Annotated in this window: 18 protein-coding genes; 13 read left to right on the top strand and 5 right to left on the bottom strand. The window is 58.1% G+C overall.

From position 1 onward, the window contains the following. Window positions 1-63 precede the first annotated feature (63 nt). The 4 genes from tal (at window position 64) to ACHZCU_RS07840 (ending at window position 2,362) form a co-directional block, all read left to right on the top strand. Window positions 64-1,020: a transaldolase gene (gene tal, locus ACHZCU_RS07855; protein WP_319518327.1), complete on the top strand. Its 957-nt coding sequence runs from the start codon at window positions 64-66 to the stop codon at window positions 1,018-1,020. A gap of 309 nt (window positions 1,021-1,329) precedes the next feature. After that, a complete protein-coding gene (locus tag ACHZCU_RS07850; protein ID WP_106309058.1) occupies window positions 1,330-1,560 on the top strand; it encodes a hypothetical protein in 231 nt (76 codons plus the stop codon). A 168-nt stretch (window positions 1,561-1,728) separates the two neighbouring features. Further along, complete coding sequence (locus ACHZCU_RS07845; RefSeq protein WP_106309055.1) at window positions 1,729-1,959, top strand: hypothetical protein; 231 nt, start codon at window positions 1,729-1,731, stop codon at window positions 1,957-1,959. Between the two features lie 166 nt (window positions 1,960-2,125). Next, entirely contained in the window at window positions 2,126-2,362 is a 237-nt protein-coding gene (locus ACHZCU_RS07840; RefSeq protein ID WP_106309052.1) for a hypothetical protein, read from the top strand. A gap of 217 nt (window positions 2,363-2,579) precedes the next feature. Here ACHZCU_RS07840 and pgi read toward each other — a convergent pair whose 3' ends face one another. Both pgi and ACHZCU_RS07830 read right to left on the bottom strand, forming a co-directional pair. Beyond that, window positions 2,580-4,205 (bottom strand): glucose-6-phosphate isomerase, encoded by a 1,626-nt coding sequence (gene pgi / locus ACHZCU_RS07835; protein WP_319518326.1) that lies wholly within the window; start codon window positions 4,203-4,205, stop codon window positions 2,580-2,582. A 228-nt stretch (window positions 4,206-4,433) separates the two neighbouring features. Then, complete coding sequence (locus ACHZCU_RS07830) at window positions 4,434-4,838, bottom strand: hypothetical protein (RefSeq protein WP_319518325.1); 405 nt, start codon at window positions 4,836-4,838, stop codon at window positions 4,434-4,436. Between the two features lie 573 nt (window positions 4,839-5,411). Between ACHZCU_RS07830 and cyoA the strand changes: the two genes are divergently transcribed. From cyoA to nrdF, 9 genes are all read left to right on the top strand, one after another. Beyond that, window positions 5,412-6,521, top strand: coding sequence for a ubiquinol oxidase subunit II (gene cyoA / locus ACHZCU_RS07825; RefSeq protein WP_319518324.1), 1,110 nt, complete (start codon window positions 5,412-5,414; stop codon window positions 6,519-6,521). Continuing rightward, window positions 6,518-8,500, top strand: a complete 1,983-nt coding sequence (gene cyoB / locus ACHZCU_RS07820) for a cytochrome o ubiquinol oxidase subunit I (protein ID WP_106306775.1) — start codon at window positions 6,518-6,520, stop codon at window positions 8,498-8,500. Before cyoA ends, cyoB begins: the two co-directional genes overlap by 4 nt. Next, window positions 8,497-9,102 (top strand): cytochrome o ubiquinol oxidase subunit III, encoded by a 606-nt coding sequence (cyoC, locus tag ACHZCU_RS07815; protein ID WP_319518323.1) that lies wholly within the window; start codon window positions 8,497-8,499, stop codon window positions 9,100-9,102. Before cyoB ends, cyoC begins: the two co-directional genes overlap by 4 nt. After that, window positions 9,099-9,581: a cytochrome o ubiquinol oxidase subunit IV gene (gene cyoD, locus ACHZCU_RS07810; RefSeq protein ID WP_319518322.1), complete on the top strand. Its 483-nt coding sequence runs from the start codon at window positions 9,099-9,101 to the stop codon at window positions 9,579-9,581. Before cyoC ends, cyoD begins: the two co-directional genes overlap by 4 nt. Before the next feature lie 325 nt (window positions 9,582-9,906). Next, window positions 9,907-10,662, top strand: coding sequence for an SURF1 family protein (locus tag ACHZCU_RS07805; protein ID WP_319518321.1), 756 nt, complete (start codon window positions 9,907-9,909; stop codon window positions 10,660-10,662). Between the two features lie 694 nt (window positions 10,663-11,356). Continuing rightward, on the top strand, window positions 11,357-11,578 hold the full coding sequence (nrdH, locus tag ACHZCU_RS07800; protein WP_106307328.1) for a glutaredoxin-like protein NrdH: 222 nt from the start codon (window positions 11,357-11,359) through the stop codon (window positions 11,576-11,578). A gap of 134 nt (window positions 11,579-11,712) precedes the next feature. Then, window positions 11,713-12,114 (top strand): class Ib ribonucleoside-diphosphate reductase assembly flavoprotein NrdI, encoded by a 402-nt coding sequence (gene nrdI, locus ACHZCU_RS07795; protein WP_106306787.1) that lies wholly within the window; start codon window positions 11,713-11,715, stop codon window positions 12,112-12,114. Window positions 12,115-12,143: 29 nt separating this feature from the next. Further along, window positions 12,144-14,315, top strand: coding sequence for a class 1b ribonucleoside-diphosphate reductase subunit alpha (gene nrdE / locus ACHZCU_RS07790; protein ID WP_319519763.1), 2,172 nt, complete (start codon window positions 12,144-12,146; stop codon window positions 14,313-14,315). Between the two features lie 17 nt (window positions 14,316-14,332). Continuing rightward, the gene (nrdF, locus tag ACHZCU_RS07785; protein WP_106307334.1) at window positions 14,333-15,310 is read left to right on the top strand and encodes a class 1b ribonucleoside-diphosphate reductase subunit beta; all 978 of its coding nucleotides are present in this window, start codon (window positions 14,333-14,335) and stop codon (window positions 15,308-15,310) included. A 483-nt stretch (window positions 15,311-15,793) separates the two neighbouring features. Here nrdF and ACHZCU_RS07780 read toward each other — a convergent pair whose 3' ends face one another. Genes ACHZCU_RS07780 through ACHZCU_RS07770 form a run of 3 tightly spaced genes read right to left on the bottom strand, consistent with a single transcriptional unit; the run spans window position 15,794 to window position 18,594 of the window. Continuing rightward, window positions 15,794-16,771 (bottom strand): DctP family TRAP transporter solute-binding subunit, encoded by a 978-nt coding sequence (locus tag ACHZCU_RS07780; protein WP_319518319.1) that lies wholly within the window; start codon window positions 16,769-16,771, stop codon window positions 15,794-15,796. 27 nt (window positions 16,772-16,798) lie between these two features. Then, window positions 16,799-18,079, bottom strand: a complete 1,281-nt coding sequence (locus ACHZCU_RS07775; protein ID WP_319518318.1) for a TRAP transporter large permease subunit — start codon at window positions 18,077-18,079, stop codon at window positions 16,799-16,801. Beyond that, the gene (locus tag ACHZCU_RS07770) at window positions 18,076-18,594 is read right to left on the bottom strand and encodes a TRAP transporter small permease (RefSeq protein WP_319518317.1); all 519 of its coding nucleotides are present in this window, start codon (window positions 18,592-18,594) and stop codon (window positions 18,076-18,078) included. The genes ACHZCU_RS07775 and ACHZCU_RS07770 overlap by 4 nt, the downstream gene beginning before the upstream one ends. Between the last annotated feature and the right edge of the window lie 148 nt (window positions 18,595-18,742).

Here is an 18,742-nt window from a genome sequence, read left to right as displayed (position 1 = left end):
TCGAAATTGAAAGTGGTCCGCAAGCCATCGTGTCGCGGACCCGGAAAACGAAGGATGAAGATCATGGCTTCCAAACTTGACCAATTGCGCGAGATGACGACGGTCGTCGCTGATACCGGCGACATCAAGGCCGTCGCCAAGATCAAGCCGGTCGACTGCACGACCAACCCCAGCATCGTGCTCAAGGCGCTGTCGACCGATATGTTCGACGAGCAGTTTGCCGACGCCATCAAATGGGGCAAGTCCCAGTCCGGCGACAAGGATGAAGTCGTTGCAGCCGTCGCCAGCCGCCTTGCCATCGATGTCGGCGAGGCTCTCGTCAAGCTGGTGCCCGGCCGCGTTTCCACCGAAGTCGACGCCGACCTGTCGTTCAACACCGAAGGCTCGATTGCCAAGGCCCGCGAAATCATCGCGGCCTATGAAGAGCGCGGCATCGGCAAGGACCGTATCCTCATCAAGCTGGCTTCCACATGGGAAGGCATTCGCGCCTGCGAAGTGCTGCAGAAGGAAGGCATTGACTGCAACCTGACGCTGCTGTTTTCCAAATGCCAGGCAATTGCCTGCGCCGATGCCGGCGCTTTCCTGATTTCGCCCTTCGTCGGCCGTATCCTTGACTGGTACAAGAAGTCCACCGGCGAGGACTACACCGCCGAGACCGATCCCGGCGTCCTGTCGGTGCGTTCGATCTATAATTACTACAAGGCCAATGGCATCAGCACCGTGGTCATGGGCGCGTCGTTCCGCAATACCGGTGAAATCGAAGGCCTGGCCGGCTGCGACCGCCTGACCATCTCGCCGAACCTGCTCGAGGAACTGGCCAATGACGAAGGCAAGCTGGAACGCAAGCTTGCACCGGAAACCTTCGAAGCCGAACCGAAGGTCGAAATGGACGAGCAGACCTTCCGCTGGATGATGAACGAAGACGCCATGGCGACCGAAAAGCTGGCCGAAGGCATCCGTAATTTTGCCGCCGACCTCGGAAAACTGCGCACGAAAGTGGCAAAAGAACTCGACGCTTGATCACGAAAACGTCAGATTGCACAAAAATCAACCCGGTCCTTGCGGCCGGGTTTTTTGATGCGCGGGTCACCTCAGCCAGCCGCGCGCGCCTGTGATGCGCATATATATCCTATTGATAATAAAAGAATAATTCTATTGACCAGTGCGCTGGATTGCGAGGCGTGCGCGCTGTTTCAGTGAACGCCCGCCGGAGAGTGTCAACATTTTGACAACGCAGCGGTGCGAAAATGGCGTCTTGTTGATCATCCGATTAAATCCTAACTCCCGGTCATCGAACGAAACAACGATGACACACAGGAGTTCATCACAATGTCCAAGTTTATCGCATCCGCCGCCCTGGTCTCTGTTCTTGCCGCCGCTCCGGCCGCCTTCGCGCTTCAGCCTTCGGCTATTCCGGAAACCGGCACGCTCACCAAGGCCCCCGTCGGCAGCACGGTTACCATCGAATCGACCGGCAAGTTCGGCAACCGTTACCAGAACTACTTCCGTGTTGCTGAAAACGGCGAACTGGAATTCGTTTTCCAGGACACAGTGAACTGATTTCACACGACAAAAGAGGCGCGGGCAAGGGGCTGAACGGCTCCAGGCCCGCCGCTCAAAACCCGCAGAGCGATCAAAAAATTTCGCTTACATCGCTTTGAGCCTCTTGTTAATCAATTGATTAAAACTACATCTGAACCATCAGATAGAATCAGTCAGGAGACTGTCATGAAGAAGATTTTCGCATCCGCCGCCCTGGTTTCCGTTCTTGCGGCTGCCCCGGCTGCGTTCGCCATCCAGCCTTCGGCTATCCCGGAAACCGGCACGCTGACCAAGGCTCCGACCGGCAGCACAGTCGTGATCCAGTCGACCGGCAAGTTCGGCAACCAGTACGACAACTATTTCCGCGTGGGTGAAGACGGCGAACTGGAATTCGTCGACCAGTTCCGCATGAACTGATCATCGCCTGCGCAACAGGGCAAGAGCGACGGGGCATGGGGCCCTCGAGCTTGAGCCCGCAACCCGCCCGTCAGCGTCGCGGTCAGGCATGAAGCCGGCCTGTGGAATAGCTTTCGGGCAACCCAAACACTCCCAAGACTTTAAAAACCAATTAGGAGAGACTCCCATGAAGAAGATTTTTGCATCCGCCGCCCTCGTTTCCGTTCTCGCTGCTGCTCCGGCCGCCTTCGCGCTTTCGCCGTCGGCTATCCCGGAAACCGGTACGCTTTCCAAGGCACCGGTCGGCAGCACCGTCATGATCGAAGGCACCAACAAGTTCGGTGACCACTTCGACAACTATTTCCGCGTTGGCGAAAACGGCGAACTTGAATTCGTTGATCAGGTTCGTCAGAGCAACGACTAATCTCCTCGTCGTTACTCTTACCCTGGGCAAAGCATAAAGGGCGGCCGCAATAAGCGGCCGCCCTTTTTTTGTGCTTAAATCAAGACCTTCGCCCGCAGTGGCGATTACGTCCTTCGGGTTGGCCGAAACCGGAAAGGTCCGGCAAGCCCGGACGCGATCCGGCGTATCCCGACCGTGCAGCCACCCGCCCGGATCGCTATTTCACGCGAACCAGGCTTCAGTGCGCCGCAGCAAGAAGGGTGGCAACGAGGCCTTTGGTCGAGGAATCGTGCCCGTCGGCGCTTTCACTTCCCGAAACCACCGGCAGCAGACCGGTGGCAAGTTCCTTGCCAAGTTCCACGCCCCACTGATCGAAGGAATTGATGCCGAAAAGCACGCCTTCGACGAAGACGCGATGTTCGTAAAGCGCGATCATCCGGCCAAGCGCATAAGGCGTCAGTGCATCATAGACGAAGGTGATCGACGGGCGGTTGCCGGAAAACACGCGGTGCGGCGCAATCTTGTCGGCCGTTTCGGCATCCATGCCCTTGTCGAGAAGCTGGGCTTTGGCCTCTTCCAGCGTGCGCCCCTTCATCAGGGCTTCCGACTGGGCCAGGCAATTGGCCATCAGCAGCTGGTGCTGGTGACGCAGGTCGGTTTCATGGCCATTGGCGGCGATCATGAACTCGATCGGGATGATGTTGGTGCCCTGATGGAGCAGCTGGAAGAATGCGTGCTGGCCGTTGGTACCGGGCTCGCCCCAGACGATCGGGCCGGTCGGCGTGGTCACATCTTCGGAGTCGATCGTCACCGACTTGCCGTTGCTCTCCATGTCGAGCTGCTGAAGATAGGCGGCAAACCGCGACATGCGCTGGTCATAGGGAATGACGGCGCGCGAGGGATAGCCGAGCACGACACGCTGGTAATAGCCGATCAGGCCAAGCATGAAGGGCAGGTTTTCGGTCACCGGCGCTTCCTGGAAATGCTTGTCGATGGCGTGCGCGCCATCAAGGAAAGCGCCGAAATTCTTCTGCCCGATCGCGATCATCAGCGGCAGGCCGATTGCCGACCAGATCGAATAACGTCCGCCGACCCAGTCCCAGAAGCCGAAGACGCGCGAGGAATCAATGCCGAAATCGGCAACCTTGTCGAGCGCGGTCGAAACGGCGCAGAAGTGATGGCCGACAGCCTCTTCGCCAAGCGCTTCCGCGATGAATTTGCGCGCCGTGCCGGCATTGGTCATGGTCTCGATGGTGGTGAAGGTCTTGGAGGCGACGATGAACAGCGTCGTTTCCGGATTAAGGCCGGCAATCGTATCGGCAATATGCGCGCCGTCAATATTGGAGACGTAATGCAGCCGCGGTCCGTCGTGATAAGGCGCCAGCGCCAGCGTGGTCATGGCCGGGCCAAGGTCCGAACCGCCAATGCCGATATTGACGACATCGGTGAAGGCCTTGCCGGTGGCGCCGTTGATGCTGCCGCTGCGAATGCCCTCGGAGAATTCGCCCATGGCGTCGAGCACGTCGTTGACGTCGGGCATGACATCCTTGCCATCGACCATGACCGGCGTATTGGCGCGGTTGCGCAGTGCGGTGTGCAGCACGGCGCGGTCTTCGGTGATGTTGATCTTTTCGCCCGCAAACATGGCCGCGCGTTTTTCCTCGACGCCCTTTTCCGCGGCGAGCCTGACGAGCGCGTCAAGGACCTCGGCATTGATGGCAATCTTGGAGAAATCCATCAGCAGGTCTTCAAACCGCAGGCTGAAATTCCTGAAACGCTCCGGGTCGCTGGCAAATGCTGCGCGCAGATCCGTGGCGCTTGTCCTGTCGGCCGTTTCCTTGAGGGAATTGAGAAGGGCATTCATGTCGATGTGCTCCCTGAAAATGCTTTGATCGGGCGGTTATAGCGCTTTTTTAAAACGATTGAATGGGATTCTGCTAAATCATGACAGCGGAGTCGAACGGATTTTTGACATTGAAGGCGGTTGAGACATGAAAATCAACCGTTCGAATGTGAAAAGCCATCGGCGAAAGACACAGGAAACCGCGCGCCGGAGGGCGCGCGGTTGAGGCATTCGGATCAATGAGTTCGTTCAGCCGGCGGTGTGCGGCGTGGGATGATGCTCGCGTTTGTGGGCGACCACCATGAAGTAGATGAACACGAACGGGATCGCGCTCCAATAGGCGACCGACGTGTCGTGGCCCATATTGCGGGCGCGAAATGCGGTGAAGCGTCCGAACGCAAGGCCGGGCACGATCGCATAGATCGACAGGCCCATATAATAGGCGGTCGAAAGCGCCATGCCTTCGCTGCCGACGGATTCACGCGGAAATGCGAATTCCAGAAGATAGGAAATCACCAGATTGATCACGAAAATGAAGCAGGCGCGCAGGAAGTAGTCCCGGCGGTCGTACTCTCTGGCCTCACGGGTCAGGTAAACCCCCAGCAGCACGCCGATGGCGCTTGTTACATATGGAAAGAAAAACAGGCCTGACATCACGTCTCCTCCTCGAAACGATTGTGTGCAGTTTGTCGCATGTGGCGTATTGTCGCACATAACCCCGCGCCTATGCAACTCCCGGCAAAACCGGGCCTTTCATTTGTGCGCGCCGGATGTTTAACAGGCTGTCGGATGAATACTGAAAGTCTATGCTGCGCTGCAGCAAAACCGCAGTCCTGGGCGACAATACTGCTGCGCTGTTCTTTTGAGCGAGATCAATGAAGGCGGCTGAAATCGCCGCCATTGCCGTCGGTAAACCTGCCGATTGCCAATTTACGTGGCATTTTTCACGCATTACGCGCAAAAAAGAGGCGGGCAGGTGACGTGAATGCGGCCTTGTGCCAAAATGCCACAGGACGGCAACGCTTCATTTTTGCTCTGATTGCGATTAAGAGACCGTCAGAGATGACACCTCCGTGCGCACAGGCAGGGGGCTGTCTATTAAGGAAATGCCTGCATTACGCGTTCGGCCGCCGCGGGGCGATGGGTTGGGGCCGGCAGGCATTTTATCGACAATCAAGTCTGGATTATCCGCGCAATCCGGCGTCATTGTAGAGAATGAAGGCGATTGTGAACTTTTTCAAGTTATTGAAACCGGCGCTGCTTTTGCCGCTTGCGCTGCTGTTGTCGGGCTGTCAGCTCATTCTTCTCGACCCGGCCGGCTGGGTCGCCAATCAGGAGCGCGATCTTCTGATTGCCTCGACCGTGCTGATGCTCGTCATCATCGTTCCGGTCCTGGTTCTGGCCGTGTACATCCCGTGGCGCTATCGCGACAGCCGCAAGGCAACGGATGATTACGATCCCGAGTTCGAGCATTCGTCGCTGTTCGAGGCCTTCATCTGGGGCGTGCCGGTGCTGATCATCATCGCGCTCGGCGCGCTGACATGGATCTACACCCACAGGCTCGACCCCTACAGGCCGCTGGATCATATCGCCGGCGAACCGCTGGAAATCGAAGCCGTGTCGCTCGACTGGAAATGGCTGTTCATCTACCCTGAACAGGACATGGCCGTCGTCAACCAGCTGGTCATTCCGACGGACCGTCCGGTCAACCTGAAGCTCACCTCCAGCTCGGTGATGAACACCTTCTCCGTGCCTGCCCTTGCCGGCATGATCTACACCATGGCCGGCATGGAAACCAAGCTGCATCTGGTGGCCGAAGAAGCCGGCCAGTATTACGGCCGTTCGGCCAACTATTCCGGCCCCGGCTATGCGCACATGGATTTCGAGACATTCGCGGTTTCCGAAGACGAGTTCGACAACTGGGTCAACACGGTCAAGACCTCTTCCAACACGATGAGCGACGAGACCTATCTTCAGCTTGCCAAGCCGACGGTTGCCGACAGCGTGTCCTATTATAACGGCGTGGCCGACAACCTCTTCGACAAGATCGTCGGATTGTGTGTCGAGCCGGGCAAGGTCTGTATCGGCGACATGATGATGCAGGACATGATGGGTGGCGGCGGCCTGCAGGGCGTCAACACCAAGGACCAGTACATCTATGACGAATTCCCGCCGGGCGAAGGGTTCGACCAGCATGAATTCGACGAGGTGCTCCACGCCAACCCCGATGAGCCGACGAAGGGTCCGGTCAACGTCAAGAACCCCGACCAGACCGTGACCAATCTTTCCGGCGGCGACGATGCGTCGAACGCTTCTGAACCCGTGAGGCAGCAATGAGATCTGAAATCTGGAACATCATATTCGGTAAACTCACCTGGGATGACATTCCCTACGACGTTCTCATTCTCGATTTCACCTTTGCGGCAGTCGTCATCGCCGGTCTGGCGGTTTTCGGACTGATTACCTATCACCGTAAATGGGCCTATCTGTGGAATGAGTGGTTTACTTCGGTCGACCACAAGAAGATCGGCATCATGTATATCGTGCTGGCGCTGGTGATGCTGTTCCGCGGCTTTACCGATGCCTTCATGATGCGCACCCAGCAGGCGATTGCCGCCGGCGGGGCGCAGGGCTACCTGCCACCACACCATTTCGACCAGATCTTCACCGCCCACGGCACGGTCATGATCTTCTTCTTCGCCATGGCCTTCCTGGTCGGCGTGATGAATATCGCCATGCCGCTGCAGATCGGCGCGCGCGACGTGGCCTTTCCGTGGCTGAACAATTTCTCGTTCTGGATGACGGTGGCCGGCGCGATCCTGCTCAACGTGTCGCTGTTCATCGGGCTTCTCGGCCGCACCGGCTGGCTCGCCATGCCGCCGCTTTCGGGCATTGCATACTCGCCCGATGTGGGGGTCGACTATTATATATGGTCGCTACAGATCGCGGGGATCGGCACGACGCTTTCGGGCGTCAACATGATCGCCACGATCCTGAAGATGCGCGCGCCGGGCATGACCATGATGCGCATGCCGGTGTTCACCTGGACCACGCTTGCCGCCAATGTTCTGATCGTCGCCGCCTTCCCGGTGCTGACGGCAACGCTGGCCATGCTGGCGCTCGACCGCTATCTCGGCATGCACTTCTTCACCAATGACATGGGCGGCAACCCCATGCTCTACGTGAACCTGATCTGGATCTGGGGGCACCCGGAAGTCTATATCCTGATCCTGCCCTGTTTCGGCATCTTCTCCGAAGTGGTCGCGACCTTCTCCGGCAAGCCGCTGTTCGGTTATCGCTCGATGGTCTATGCGACCTCCTGTATCCTGGTTCTGTCCTTCGTGGTCTGGCTGCACCACTTCTTCACCATGGGGTCTGGCGCCAGCGTCAACACCTTCTTCGGCATTGCCACGATGGTGATTGCGGTGCCCACGGGGGCCAAGATCTTCAACTGGCTGTTTACCATGTATCGCGGGCGTATCCGGTTCGAGACGCCGATGTACTGGACGGTCGGCTTCCTGATCACCTTCACCATCGGCGGCATGACCGGTGTGATGCTGGCCGTTCCGCCGGCCGACTTCCAGCTGCACAATACGCTGTTCCTGATTGCCCATTTCCATAACGTCATCATCGGCGGCGTGGTCTTCGGCCTGATGGCGGGGTATCAGTACTGGTGGCCGAAAGTCTTCGGTTTCAAGCTCGACGACAAGTGGGGCCGCCGCTCCTTCTGGTTCTGGTGCATCGGTTTTTACGTTGCCTTCATGCCGCTCTACGTTCTCGGCCTGATGGGTGTGACCCGCCGTCTGCAGAGCTACACGGATACCGGCTGGCAGATCTATTTCATCGTTGCCTGTATCGGCATGCTGCTGATCGGCTGTGGCATCGCCTGCACGGTCATTCAGCTGGTCGTGACCATCAAGAACCGCGACAAGCTGAAATGCGGTCCCGATCCGTGGAACGGCCGCACGCTGGAATGGGCCACCGCTTCGCCGGTGCCTGCCTACAACTTCCCGCAGGATGTTGTTGTGACCGGTCGTGACGCCTGGTGGCAGATGAAGAAGCAGGGCTTCAAGTGGTCGACGGATTATGAGCCGATCCATATGCCCAAGGGCACCTGGGCCGGCATCGTTCCCGCCTTCCTGGCGCTGGTGCTGGGTTTCGCGCTCGTCTGGCACATCTGGTGGCTGGTCATTGCCAGCTTCCTCGCTGCCGTCGGCACGATCATCTATCACACCTTCAATTTCGATCGCGACTTCTACATTCCGGCCGAGGAAATCGCCCGTGACCAGGAGAAGGCCAAGGAGGCTTATGCATGACGATCGCTGATCAGACGGGCGATACGCATCACGAAGAACACGCCCACAGCAGCCCGACACAGCTCGGCTTCTGGATCTACCTCATGAGCGACTGCCTGATCTTCGGCACGCTGTTTGCAACCTATGCCGTGCTGGGCCGCTCCTATGCGGGCGGTCCCTCGCCGGCCAACCTGTTCGAGCTCGATTTCGCGCTCATCGAAACGGCGCTGCTGTTGTTTTCCTCGGTCACCTTCGGCATGGGCATGCTGCGGATGGACAAGGGCGACAAGGCCGGGCTGATGAAGTGGCTGGTTGTCGCCGGGCTGTTCGCCATCGGCTTTCTGGCAATGGAAGTCTACGAGTTCCATCACTTCATCGAACTCGGCGCCACCCCGGATCGCTCGGCGTTCCTGTCGGCCTATTTCACCCTGGTCGGCACGCACGGCCTGCACGTGACCTTCGGTACGATCTGGCTGATCGTTCTGCTGGTTCAGATTTCGCGCAAGGGTCTGAACGAGGCGACGCGCCGGCGCACCGCAACATTGTCGATGTTCTGGCACTTCCTCGATCTGGTCTGGATCGGCGTGTTCTCGCTCGTTTATCTCACGGGAGTGGTTCTATGAGTTCAGCCAACGAACATGTATCCCACGAAAGCCACGGTCACGACGGTCACGACGGTCACGGGCACGGCAGCTTCAAGGCACTGATGACGGGCTTCGGTCTGGCGGCCGTTCTCACCATCATTCCCTTCGGTCTGGTGATGGCGGATGCGATCACGAGCAAGAGCTTTCTGATTGCGGTCATCATGATCTGTGCCGCCGCGCAGATCCTGGTGCATCTGAAGTATTTCCTGCTTTTGAGCAGCCAGCAGGAAGAAGGCTGGACCATGGCGTCCTCGCTTCTGGCGCTGATCCTGCTTCTGATCGTGCTGGCCGGCTCGCTGTGGGTCATGCACAACATGAACGCCTACATGATGCCCCTGCCGGAAAGCGGCTATACCTATCTCGACGATGGCACCATTGTCTGCGCCACGCCCGAGATCGCCCAGCAGCTGCGCGATGCCGGCGTGACCGGAAACATCGTCGTTCAGGGTCAGCAGTAAGGCCTCGTCCTTGTTGTCAGGACACGAAAAGGAGCATGGCGACTATCGGTCTTGCGACGCCATGCTCTCAACATCTTGATGCGTCATCCTCGGGCTTGACCCGAGGATCCAATGTCCTGTCTCCACGATAGGACCGGGCTATCCAGATCGCGTGTTTCTAAAAAGCCAATTGTTTTTTTCGCGGAAAGGCTGATTGGATGCTCGGGTCAAGCCCGAGCATGACGCCGAAAGATGCATTCCGGCCCAAAAATGTCTTTCATTCCTGCACCTGAGCTTCCTTACAAAACATTTTCAGGACGCTTCAGGTCCGAAAGGTGCTTTCCCAATGGCTGCTTCTTCATCCAGAACACGTCTGATCGCCATCACCGCCATTGCCGCGGTGATCTTTGCCGGTTTCGTCGCGCTCGGCGTCTGGCAGGTCTATCGCCTGCAATGGAAACTCGACCTGATTGCCGCTGTCGATGCGCGGGTCGAGGCGCCGGCCGTGCCTGCGCCCGGACCTGACGCATGGCCCGAGATCACCCGTGACAAGGATGCCTACCGGCATGTGACGGTGACGGGCAAGCTGCTGAACAGCCAGGAAGTGCAGATCTATTATTCGACCGAGCTTGGACCCGGCTTCTTCGTGATGACGCCATTGCTGCGGCCCGACGGCACCTATGTGCTGATCAACCGCGGTTTCGTGCCGGAGGAAAAGCGGGACCCCGCAACCCGCACGGCGCCGGAAGGCGAGGTGACCATCAACGGCCTGCTGCGCATGTCGGAGGACAAGGGCTGGCTGTTTTCCCGCGCCAACGATCCTGAAAACGGCAACTGGTACCGGCGTGATGTGCAGTCGATCATGGCGACCAAGGGCCTGCTTCCGGCAGCGCCCTATTTCATCGACGCCGACAATACGGCCAATCCGGGTGGCTATCCGATCGGCGGGCTGACCGTGGTGAAGTTCCGCAATGCCCATCTCAGCTATGCCCTGACATGGTTTGCCATGGCGCTCGGTACCGCGTTTTTATACGGGCTGGTGCTGCGCTATGAAGGTGTCTGGGGCACGCGCCGTCCGCGGCAGGACGACGACGACGAATAGCACCGGTTTTCGCCGGTCAAGCGCTGCGCACGGCCGCGCCTGTTTTCCAAGCCGCATATCACCAGCTTTTTTGTGTGGCTGTGGAAAGTGCTGAAGAATAGCCGCGTGTATGCGTGTTCAATCCTGGGTTGGTAGCCGTCGCCCGGGATATGCAGGCATCTTTGCCGCCGTCGACATTCATGTCAGATCGATTCGCCAGGTTGCCGCTGTTTGTTTTCAAAAGCGGCACGCCTGCGCAGGCTGTTATTTTCCCTTTACCAAAAATTAACGCTGTATGTGGAAAACATCTCCACGTCGCACTATATATTGTGAGTTCGGGCATTTCAGTTCGCATATATTGTGTTATGGTGATTCTATCGAATCAAGCTGATGCGTCAGCAGCGTCCGGTTTTCAGGTTTTTGAGTCTTCAATAGCATATGTCGAAGCGGTGCTCGCCCGAGAGCTGCGCGACCTGTGCCGACTTGTCGAGGGCCAGAAAATGCAATCCGGTCAATACGTTCGAGGAGATCGTTGAGAGACGGTGGCGAAGACGGTTTACAACCGCAGCTGTCCGGTTCGGCGGATGTCGGCGACGATCGGATCCGGGGTCATCCTGTTGGTTTTGCAACAGGGCTTACCCTTCAGATGCGCGGAAAGGCGCCGTGGTTTTGCCGGCGGCGCTTTTTTGAGAAAAATGATTATGCGAGGATAACGATGAAGATCACTGTCTATTCCAAACCGGCTTGCGTGCAGTGCAATGCAACGACCCGCGCACTGGAGCGCAAGGGCCTCGACTACGAGATTGTCGATGTGTCGGTAGACAACGATGCCTATGATCATGTTGTCGGCATGGGTTATCGCCAGGTACCGGTTGTCGTTGCCGGCGAACAGCACTGGTCCGGCTTCCGTCCGGACATGATCGGCGCCCTCGCCTGAATAGAACGTTCCGGCCGCGCTTCTGCGCTGCGGCCGGCAATATGCGCGTGACCGCAGGCAGGAATGCGGTTCGGTGATTGGACAAAGCGGCGGCGCGTCAGAAAGGCGCGCCGCACTGGTGAAGAGGTAAGGGGATGACGGGCATGCTCGTCTATTATTCCAGCGCAACGGGCAATACCCACCGTTTCGTCTCCAAGACGGGGCTTCCGGCAAGGCGGCTTTACCCGCAGGGCGACACGGAAACGGTGGATGAACCCTATGTGCTGGTGGTGCCGACCTATGCCGGCGGCGATGGCAAGGGGGCTGTGCCGAAACCGGTCATCCGTTTCCTCAACAACCCGGAAAACAGGGCACTTCTGAGAGGCGTCATTGCCTCCGGAAATACCAATTTCGGGATTACATACGGTGTCGCAGGCGACATCATCGCGAAGAAATGCAGCGTACCGTACCTCTATCGTTTCGAACTGCTCGGGACTGAAGAGGATGTCAACAACGTCAGACAGGGACTGGAAGAGTTTTGGAAACGGCAGAACTGAGGATGGCCGCAAGCGCCGAGGAAGAGACCGTGCAGGATACCGCCACGGAAACCAAGACCGCTGAAAAGGGCGCCGCCAAGACCAAGGCGGCGACGCTGGACTATCATGCGCTGAACGCCATGCTCAATCTCTATGACGAGAACGGGCATATCCAGTTCGACGCCGACCGGATGGCGGCCAAGCAGTATTTCCTGCAGCATGTGAACCAGAACACCGTGTTCTTCCACAATCTGCGCGAAAAGCTCGATTACCTCGTCGATGAGGGCTATTACGAGCAGGAAGTGCTGGACCAGTACGCGTTCAATTTCGTGCGTGATCTGTGGGACCATGCCTTCGACAAGAAATTCCGTTTCCAGACCTTCCTCGGCGCGTTCAAATATTACACCGCCTACACACTGAAGACGTTTGACGGTAAACGCTACCTGGAGCGTTACGAGGACCGCGTCTGCATGGTGGCGCTGGCCCTGGCCAAGGGCGACGAGACGCTCGCAACCGCGCTGGTCGATGAAATCATCGCCGGCCGTTTCCAGCCCGCAACGCCCACTTTCCTCAATGCCGGCAAGAAGAGCCGCGGCGAGCTGGTCTCCTGCTTCCTGCTTCGGATCGAAGACAATATGGAAAGCATCGGCCGCTCGATCAATTCGGCGCTGCAGCTTTCCAAGCGCGGCGGCGGCGTGGCCCTGTCGCTCACCAATATCCGTGAATCCGGTGCGCCGATCAAGAAGATCGAAAACCAGTCCTCCGGTGTCATTCCGGTGATGAAGCTGCTGGAAGATAGCTTCTCCTACGCCAACCAGCTGGGCGCGCGCCAGGGTGCGGGTGCGGTTTATCTGAACGCGCATCACCCCGACATCATGCGCTTCCTCGACACCAAGCGCGAAAATGCCGACGAGAAGATCCGCATCAAGACGCTGTCGCTTGGTGTTGTCATTCCGGATATCACCTTCGAACTGGCGAAGAACAACGAGGACATGTACCTGTTCTCGCCCTATGACGTGGAACGCGTCTACGGCAAGGCGATGTCGGAAGTCGAAATCTCCAAGCACTATCGCGAGATGGTCGACAATTCCGAGATCCGCAAGAAGAAGATCAACGCCCGCGCCTTCTTCCAGACGCTGGCCGAACTGCAGTTCGAAAGCGGCTATCCCTACATCCTGTTCGAGGACACCGCCAACCGCGCCAACCCGGTCGAGGGCCGGATTTCGATGAGCAATCTCTGCTCGGAAATCCTGCAGGTCTCCGAGGCCAGCGAATTCCGCGACGACCTGTCCTACAAGCATCTCGGCAAGGATATTTCCTGCAATCTCGGCTCAATGAACATCGCCATGGCGATGGATTCATCCGATTTCGGCCGCACCGTCGATACCGCGATCCGCGCGCTGACGGCGGTCTCCGACATGAGCCATATCTCCTCCGTGCCGTCGATCGAGAAGGGCAATGACGAAAGCCACGCCATCGGCCTCGGCCAGATGAACCTGCATGGCTATCTCGCCCGCGAACGCATCTTCTACGGTTCGGAAGAGGGCGTCGACTTCACCAACATGTATTTCTATGCCGTGACCTATCACGCGCTGAAGGCATCGAACCGGATTGCCGTGGAGCGTGGCGTTTCCTTTGCCGGCTTTGAAAACTCGAAATATGCCAGCGGCGAATATTTCGACAAATACACCGAGCAGGACTGGGCACCGGCGACTGAAAAGGTGCGCGATCTGTTCGAAAAATCCGGCATCGATCTGCCGACGAAGGAAGACTGGCTGGCGCTGAAGGACGCGGTGATGAAGGGCGGTCTTTATAACCGCAACCTGCAGGCCGTGCCGCCGACGGGGTCGATCTCCTACATCAACAATGCCACGGCCTCGATCCACCCGATCGTCTCGAAGATCGAAATCCGTAAGGAAGGCAAGATCGGCCGCGTCTATTATCCCGCGCCGTTCATGTCGAACGACAATCTGGAATATTACCAGGATGCCTACGAGATCGGGCCGGAAAAGATCATCGACACCTATGCGGCTGCCACCCAGCACGTCGATCAGGGCCTGTCGCTGACGCTGTTCTTCCGCGACACCGCCACCACGCGCGATGTCAACAAGGCGCAGATCTACGCCTGGAAGAAGGGCATCAAGACCATTTACTACATCCGTCTTCGGCAGATGGCGCTTTCGGGCACCGAGGTCGAAGGCTGCGTATCGTGCAGCCTGTGATGAAGGGAAACAGAACCGTGAACATGCAGACAAAACCCGCCATCGCCGTGCCGCGCGCCGTCAACTGGAACCGCATCGAGGACGAGAAGGACCTGGAAGTCTGGAACCGTCTCACCGGCAATTTCTGGCTGCCGGAAAAGGTGCCGCTGTCGAACGATATCCCGTCATGGGCGACACTGAAGGAAGACGAGCAGCAGCTCACCATCCGTGTTTTCACCGGCCTGACGCTGCTCGACACCATCCAGAACACCGTCGGCGCGATTTCGCTGATGCCGGATGCCGTAACCCCGCATGAAGAGGCGGTGCTGTCCAACATCTCCTTCATGGAAGCGGTGCATGCGCGCTCCTATTCGTCGATCTTCTCGACGCTGTGCTCGATGGCCGAGATCGACGACGCCTATCGCTGGTCCGAGGAAAACTCTTTCCTTCAGGAAAAGTCGCAGCTGGTGCTGCAGGAGTACCGCGCCACAGACCCCTTGCGGAAAAAGGTCGCCAGCGTTTTCCTCGAAAGCTTCCAGTTCTATTCGGGCTTCTATCTGCCGATGTACTGGTCGAGCCGCGCCAAGCTGACCAATACCGCCGACCTCATCCGCCTGATCATCCGCGACGAGGCCGTGCATGGCTACTATATCGGCTACAAGTTCCAGGAAGGGCTGAAGAAGGTCAGCGAGGCAGAGCGCCAGGCCATCAAGGATTTCGCCTTCGGCCTGCTGTTCGAACTTTACGACATCGAGTCGAAATACACCGAGCAGCTCTACGATTCGGTGGGCCTGACCGAAGACGTCAAAGCCTTCCTGCACTACAACGCCAACAAAGCGCTGATGAACCTCGGTTACGAAGCGCTGTTTCCGCCGGAAGCCTGCAAGGTCAACCCGGCGATCATGTCCGCGCTTTCGCCGAATGCCGACGAGAACCACGACTTCTTCTCCGGCTCCGGCTCCTCCTACGTCATCGGCAAGGCAGTCTCGACCGAAGACGACGACTGGGATTTCTGAAAAAGCACGGACAGTGCAGATGACATCGAAAAGGCGGCCTTTACGGGCCGCCTTTGGTTTATGGCCAAACCCTGCAAGCAATCACGGTTTTGCCTCCTTCCCCGCCGTCATTCCGGCCCTGAGCCGGAATCCAGTGAGCGCAAGTCCTTGCGCACAAAGACTCTTTTTGAAAGCGCATAACACGCGGCCCTGGATACCGGCACAAGGCCGGTATGACGAAAGAAAACTGGGGCGAGCTTTGTCAGCAATCTGAGGCGGCCTTTGCGGGCCGCCTTTGGTTTATGGCCAAACCGCTCATACCTCGGTTTGACCGAAGGCGTCAGAGAGCTGTTTGTTCGATAGCTTGCGCGGAAGGGATGTTCGGGCGGGGTGGACAACAAACTGAACCCCGGACCAGAGGCCCGGGGTTTTGTGTTTGAACGTCAGGATGTTGCGGAACGGGGTTGCGCAGCCATTACCAGAATGAGGGCGCGTGTTTGCGCGTTATTTCGACGTGACGGCCTGAACCTTGTTGACGAGTTCGTCGCCGTATTTTGCGGTAAACGTATCCCAGACGGGACGAACGGCTTTCTGGAATGCGGCGTGGTCGACGTCATCGTTGACGATCATGCCGTTGCTTTCCAGATCGGCGATCATCGCCGCGTCGCCATCTTTCGACAGCTTGCGTTCGTAATCGATGGCGTCCTTGGCCGCCTTCATGATGATGGCCTGCTGCTCTTCGGACAGGCTGTTGAACTTCTTCTGGTTCATGGCCAGAACCAGCGCTGCATAGGAATGGTTGGTGAGCGACAGATATTTCTGCACTTCGTAGAACTTGAAGGACTGAACGATGGTGATCGGGTGATCCTGTGCGTCAACGACGCCGGTTTCCAGCGCGGTATAGAGTTCCGCCACCGGGATCTGTTGCGGGTTGGCCTTCAGCAGCGCGAACATTTCGTTGAGCGCTTCTGAATTGTTGGTGCGCATCCGCAGACCTTCAAGATCCTTCGGCTCGACAATCGGGCCGCGGTTATTGGTGATCTCGCGGAAGCCGTTTTCCGGATAGCCGAGAACCTTGAGGCCGAAATTACCAAACTTCGCAGAGGCTTCCTGACCGATCTCGCCGTCATAGACTTCATAGGCCTGGTCACGGTCGGTGATCATGAACGGCAGCATCAGGCCGCCGAGTTCGGGCATCATGCCGGTGAAGTTGTTGAGGCCGCTCATGGTGATGTCGATGATGCCGGAGCGTGTTCCGGTGATCATCTGGGAATCATTGCCGAGCTGTCCCTGCGGGAAGATCTGCACCGTGATATCGCCGTCCGACATGGTCTTGACGTCTTCGGCAAAGCGCTCGGCCAGCTTTTGCTGCAGGTCGCCCTGCGGTGCTGCATGCGCCAGCTTCAGCGTCGTGGCATTGGCAGAAACCGTGCCGGCGATCAGCATGCCGACGGCAATCAGGCCTGTTGTAAAACGTTTCATTTCATATCCTCCGTAGAAAGTGAGAAGTCAGCCCGCGATCCATCCGAGTGGAACCGTGATCAGTTGCGGTACAAGAATGAACAGGATCAGCACGGCCACATAGACAGCTATGAATGGCAATACACCTCCGACTGCGTCCTGAACGCGGGTTTTTCCAACGCCGCAAACAACGTTGAGAACCGTACCGACCGGCGGCGTAATAAGGCCGATACAGGTATTGATGACGAACATCAGTCCGAAATAGACAGGGTCGATGCCGGCTTCCTTGACCACGGGCATCAAGAGCGGCACGAGGATCAGAATGGTGGGGCTCAGATCCATCACCATGCCGACCAGCAGCACCAGAACCATGATCGCGGCCATCAGCAGGCGGGGGCTGTCGACAAGCGGGCCGAGCATGACGGCGAGCTGTTGCGGCAGCTGGGCCACGGTAATCAGCCAGGATGCGACCATTGCCGCGCCGACCAGGAACATGACCATGGCCGTGGCGCGGCCGGAACTGAGCAGGACCCGGTAGAACTTGGCAAGCGTGAGCTCGCGATAGACCAATGCCGAGACCAGAATGGCATAGACGGCGGCGACAACGGCGGCTTCCGTGGGCGTGAATATGCCGAAGCGGATACCACCGACGATGATCAGCGGCAGGATCAACGCCCAGATCCCATCCTTGAGGGCGGTGCGGCGTTCTTCCTTCGGCGCTTTTTCATGAGTTTCCAGCTTTTCGTTGCGCAGCAGGAAGGCCCATGTGCCGATCAGCGCCGTGCCCATGATCAGGCCCGGCACAATGCCGCCGAGGAACAGTTTGGCAATCGAGATATTGCCCGCAACACCCATGATGATCAGCGGCAGGGACGGGGGAATGACCGGGGCAATGATGCCGCCGGCGGCTAGAAGACCGACCGAACGCTTCTGCGGGTAATTGGCCTCGCGCATCATCGGATAGATGATCGATACCAGCGCTGCGGCGTCCGCCACGGCCGAACCGGACAGGCCGGCAAGCACGATCGATGTCAGGATCGCGACATAGCCGAGCCCGCCCTTGCGGTGACCGACATAGGCCATGGCAAGGCGGACGATGCGCCGAGACAGGCCGCCGGTGGACATGGTTTCGCCGGCGACCATGAAGAAGGGGATGGCGAGCAGGGGAAAACTGTCGACGCCGTTGACCAGCGACTGGGCGAGAATGTCGACGCTGAACAGGTGCATGTGCAGCATCAGGCCGACAGAACTCAGCAGAAGCGCAAAGGCGACGGGAACACCAAGCAGGATGGCGCCGATCAGAACGGAAAGAAACAGCACGAGGGTCATTGTGCATTCTCCCCGGCATTTTCGGCGTCGGGGCCATAATCGGGCGCCGCATTGCGCGGATCGATCAGGCGGAGGAGAGCAATGCCGGCCATCAGCACGCCGCCGATGACGCCGGCCAGATAGAACATGCCGACGGGAATGCCGCTCATCGGGGAGATGTTGTCCCAGTTCGCGACAACCTGCGGGCCAGCCCCCAGAACGAGCATGATGCAACAGCCGAGAATGACGGCGTTGACGAAGCGCCGCAGCCAGAAGCGCGCTTTCGGAAACACGGCCTCTGCGATGTCTGCAAGGGCAAGATGTTCGAAATTGCGAAGGCAGGTGGCCGCGCCAAGCATGATGACCCAGACGAACAGAAGCCTTGAGATTTCGACCGACCCCAGAATGCCGCTGGAGAAGCCGTAGCGCAGAACGACATTGGCAAACACCAGAACAATCATGACCACAAGTGCAAGTGCGATCAGCGCATCAATAATTCGCCAGCCAATACTGACGATCCGGGTGAGCATGCTCATTTCCAGGTACCTCCCTGAATTCTCCAGTTTTGTCTCGCAGAGACATGTTATCGATAACAAACCTCTGCGGAATTGTCCCGTCTTTTCTGGCCTTCCAGGCATAAAGTTTGGACTTTTCGACGTGAAAATATCCGAAGCTTTTGGCGCT

Origin of the sequence: uncultured Martelella sp. (genome assembly GCF_963677965.2) — a bacterium.
GTDB lineage: Bacteria > Pseudomonadota > Alphaproteobacteria > Rhizobiales > Rhizobiaceae > Martelella > Martelella mangrovi.
Note: the sequence above shows the minus strand (reverse complement) of the source record. Positions and strands in the feature narration are given on the sequence as shown.

Coding starts and splice junctions, on each gene's coding strand:
- tal (WP_319518327.1), top strand. CDS start 64: ATGGCTTCCAAACTTGACCAATTGCGCGAGATGACGACGGTCGTCGCT.
- ACHZCU_RS07850 (WP_106309058.1), top strand. CDS start 1,330: ATGTCCAAGTTTATCGCATCCGCCGCCCTGGTCTCTGTTCTTGCCGCC.
- ACHZCU_RS07845 (WP_106309055.1), top strand. CDS start 1,729: ATGAAGAAGATTTTCGCATCCGCCGCCCTGGTTTCCGTTCTTGCGGCT.
- ACHZCU_RS07840 (WP_106309052.1), top strand. CDS start 2,126: ATGAAGAAGATTTTTGCATCCGCCGCCCTCGTTTCCGTTCTCGCTGCT.
- pgi (WP_319518326.1), bottom strand. CDS start 4,205: ATGAATGCCCTTCTCAATTCCCTCAAGGAAACGGCCGACAGGACAAGC.
- ACHZCU_RS07830 (WP_319518325.1), bottom strand. CDS start 4,838: ATGTCAGGCCTGTTTTTCTTTCCATATGTAACAAGCGCCATCGGCGTG.
- cyoB (WP_106306775.1), top strand. CDS start 6,518: ATGAGATCTGAAATCTGGAACATCATATTCGGTAAACTCACCTGGGAT.
- cyoC (WP_319518323.1), top strand. CDS start 8,497: ATGACGATCGCTGATCAGACGGGCGATACGCATCACGAAGAACACGCC.
- cyoD (WP_319518322.1), top strand. CDS start 9,099: ATGAGTTCAGCCAACGAACATGTATCCCACGAAAGCCACGGTCACGAC.
- ACHZCU_RS07805 (WP_319518321.1), top strand. CDS start 9,907: ATGGCTGCTTCTTCATCCAGAACACGTCTGATCGCCATCACCGCCATT.
- nrdH (WP_106307328.1), top strand. CDS start 11,357: ATGAAGATCACTGTCTATTCCAAACCGGCTTGCGTGCAGTGCAATGCA.
- nrdI (WP_106306787.1), top strand. CDS start 11,713: ATGACGGGCATGCTCGTCTATTATTCCAGCGCAACGGGCAATACCCAC.
- ACHZCU_RS07780 (WP_319518319.1), bottom strand. CDS start 16,771: ATGAAACGTTTTACAACAGGCCTGATTGCCGTCGGCATGCTGATCGCC.
- ACHZCU_RS07775 (WP_319518318.1), bottom strand. CDS start 18,079: ATGACCCTCGTGCTGTTTCTTTCCGTTCTGATCGGCGCCATCCTGCTT.
- ACHZCU_RS07770 (WP_319518317.1), bottom strand. CDS start 18,594: ATGAGCATGCTCACCCGGATCGTCAGTATTGGCTGGCGAATTATTGAT.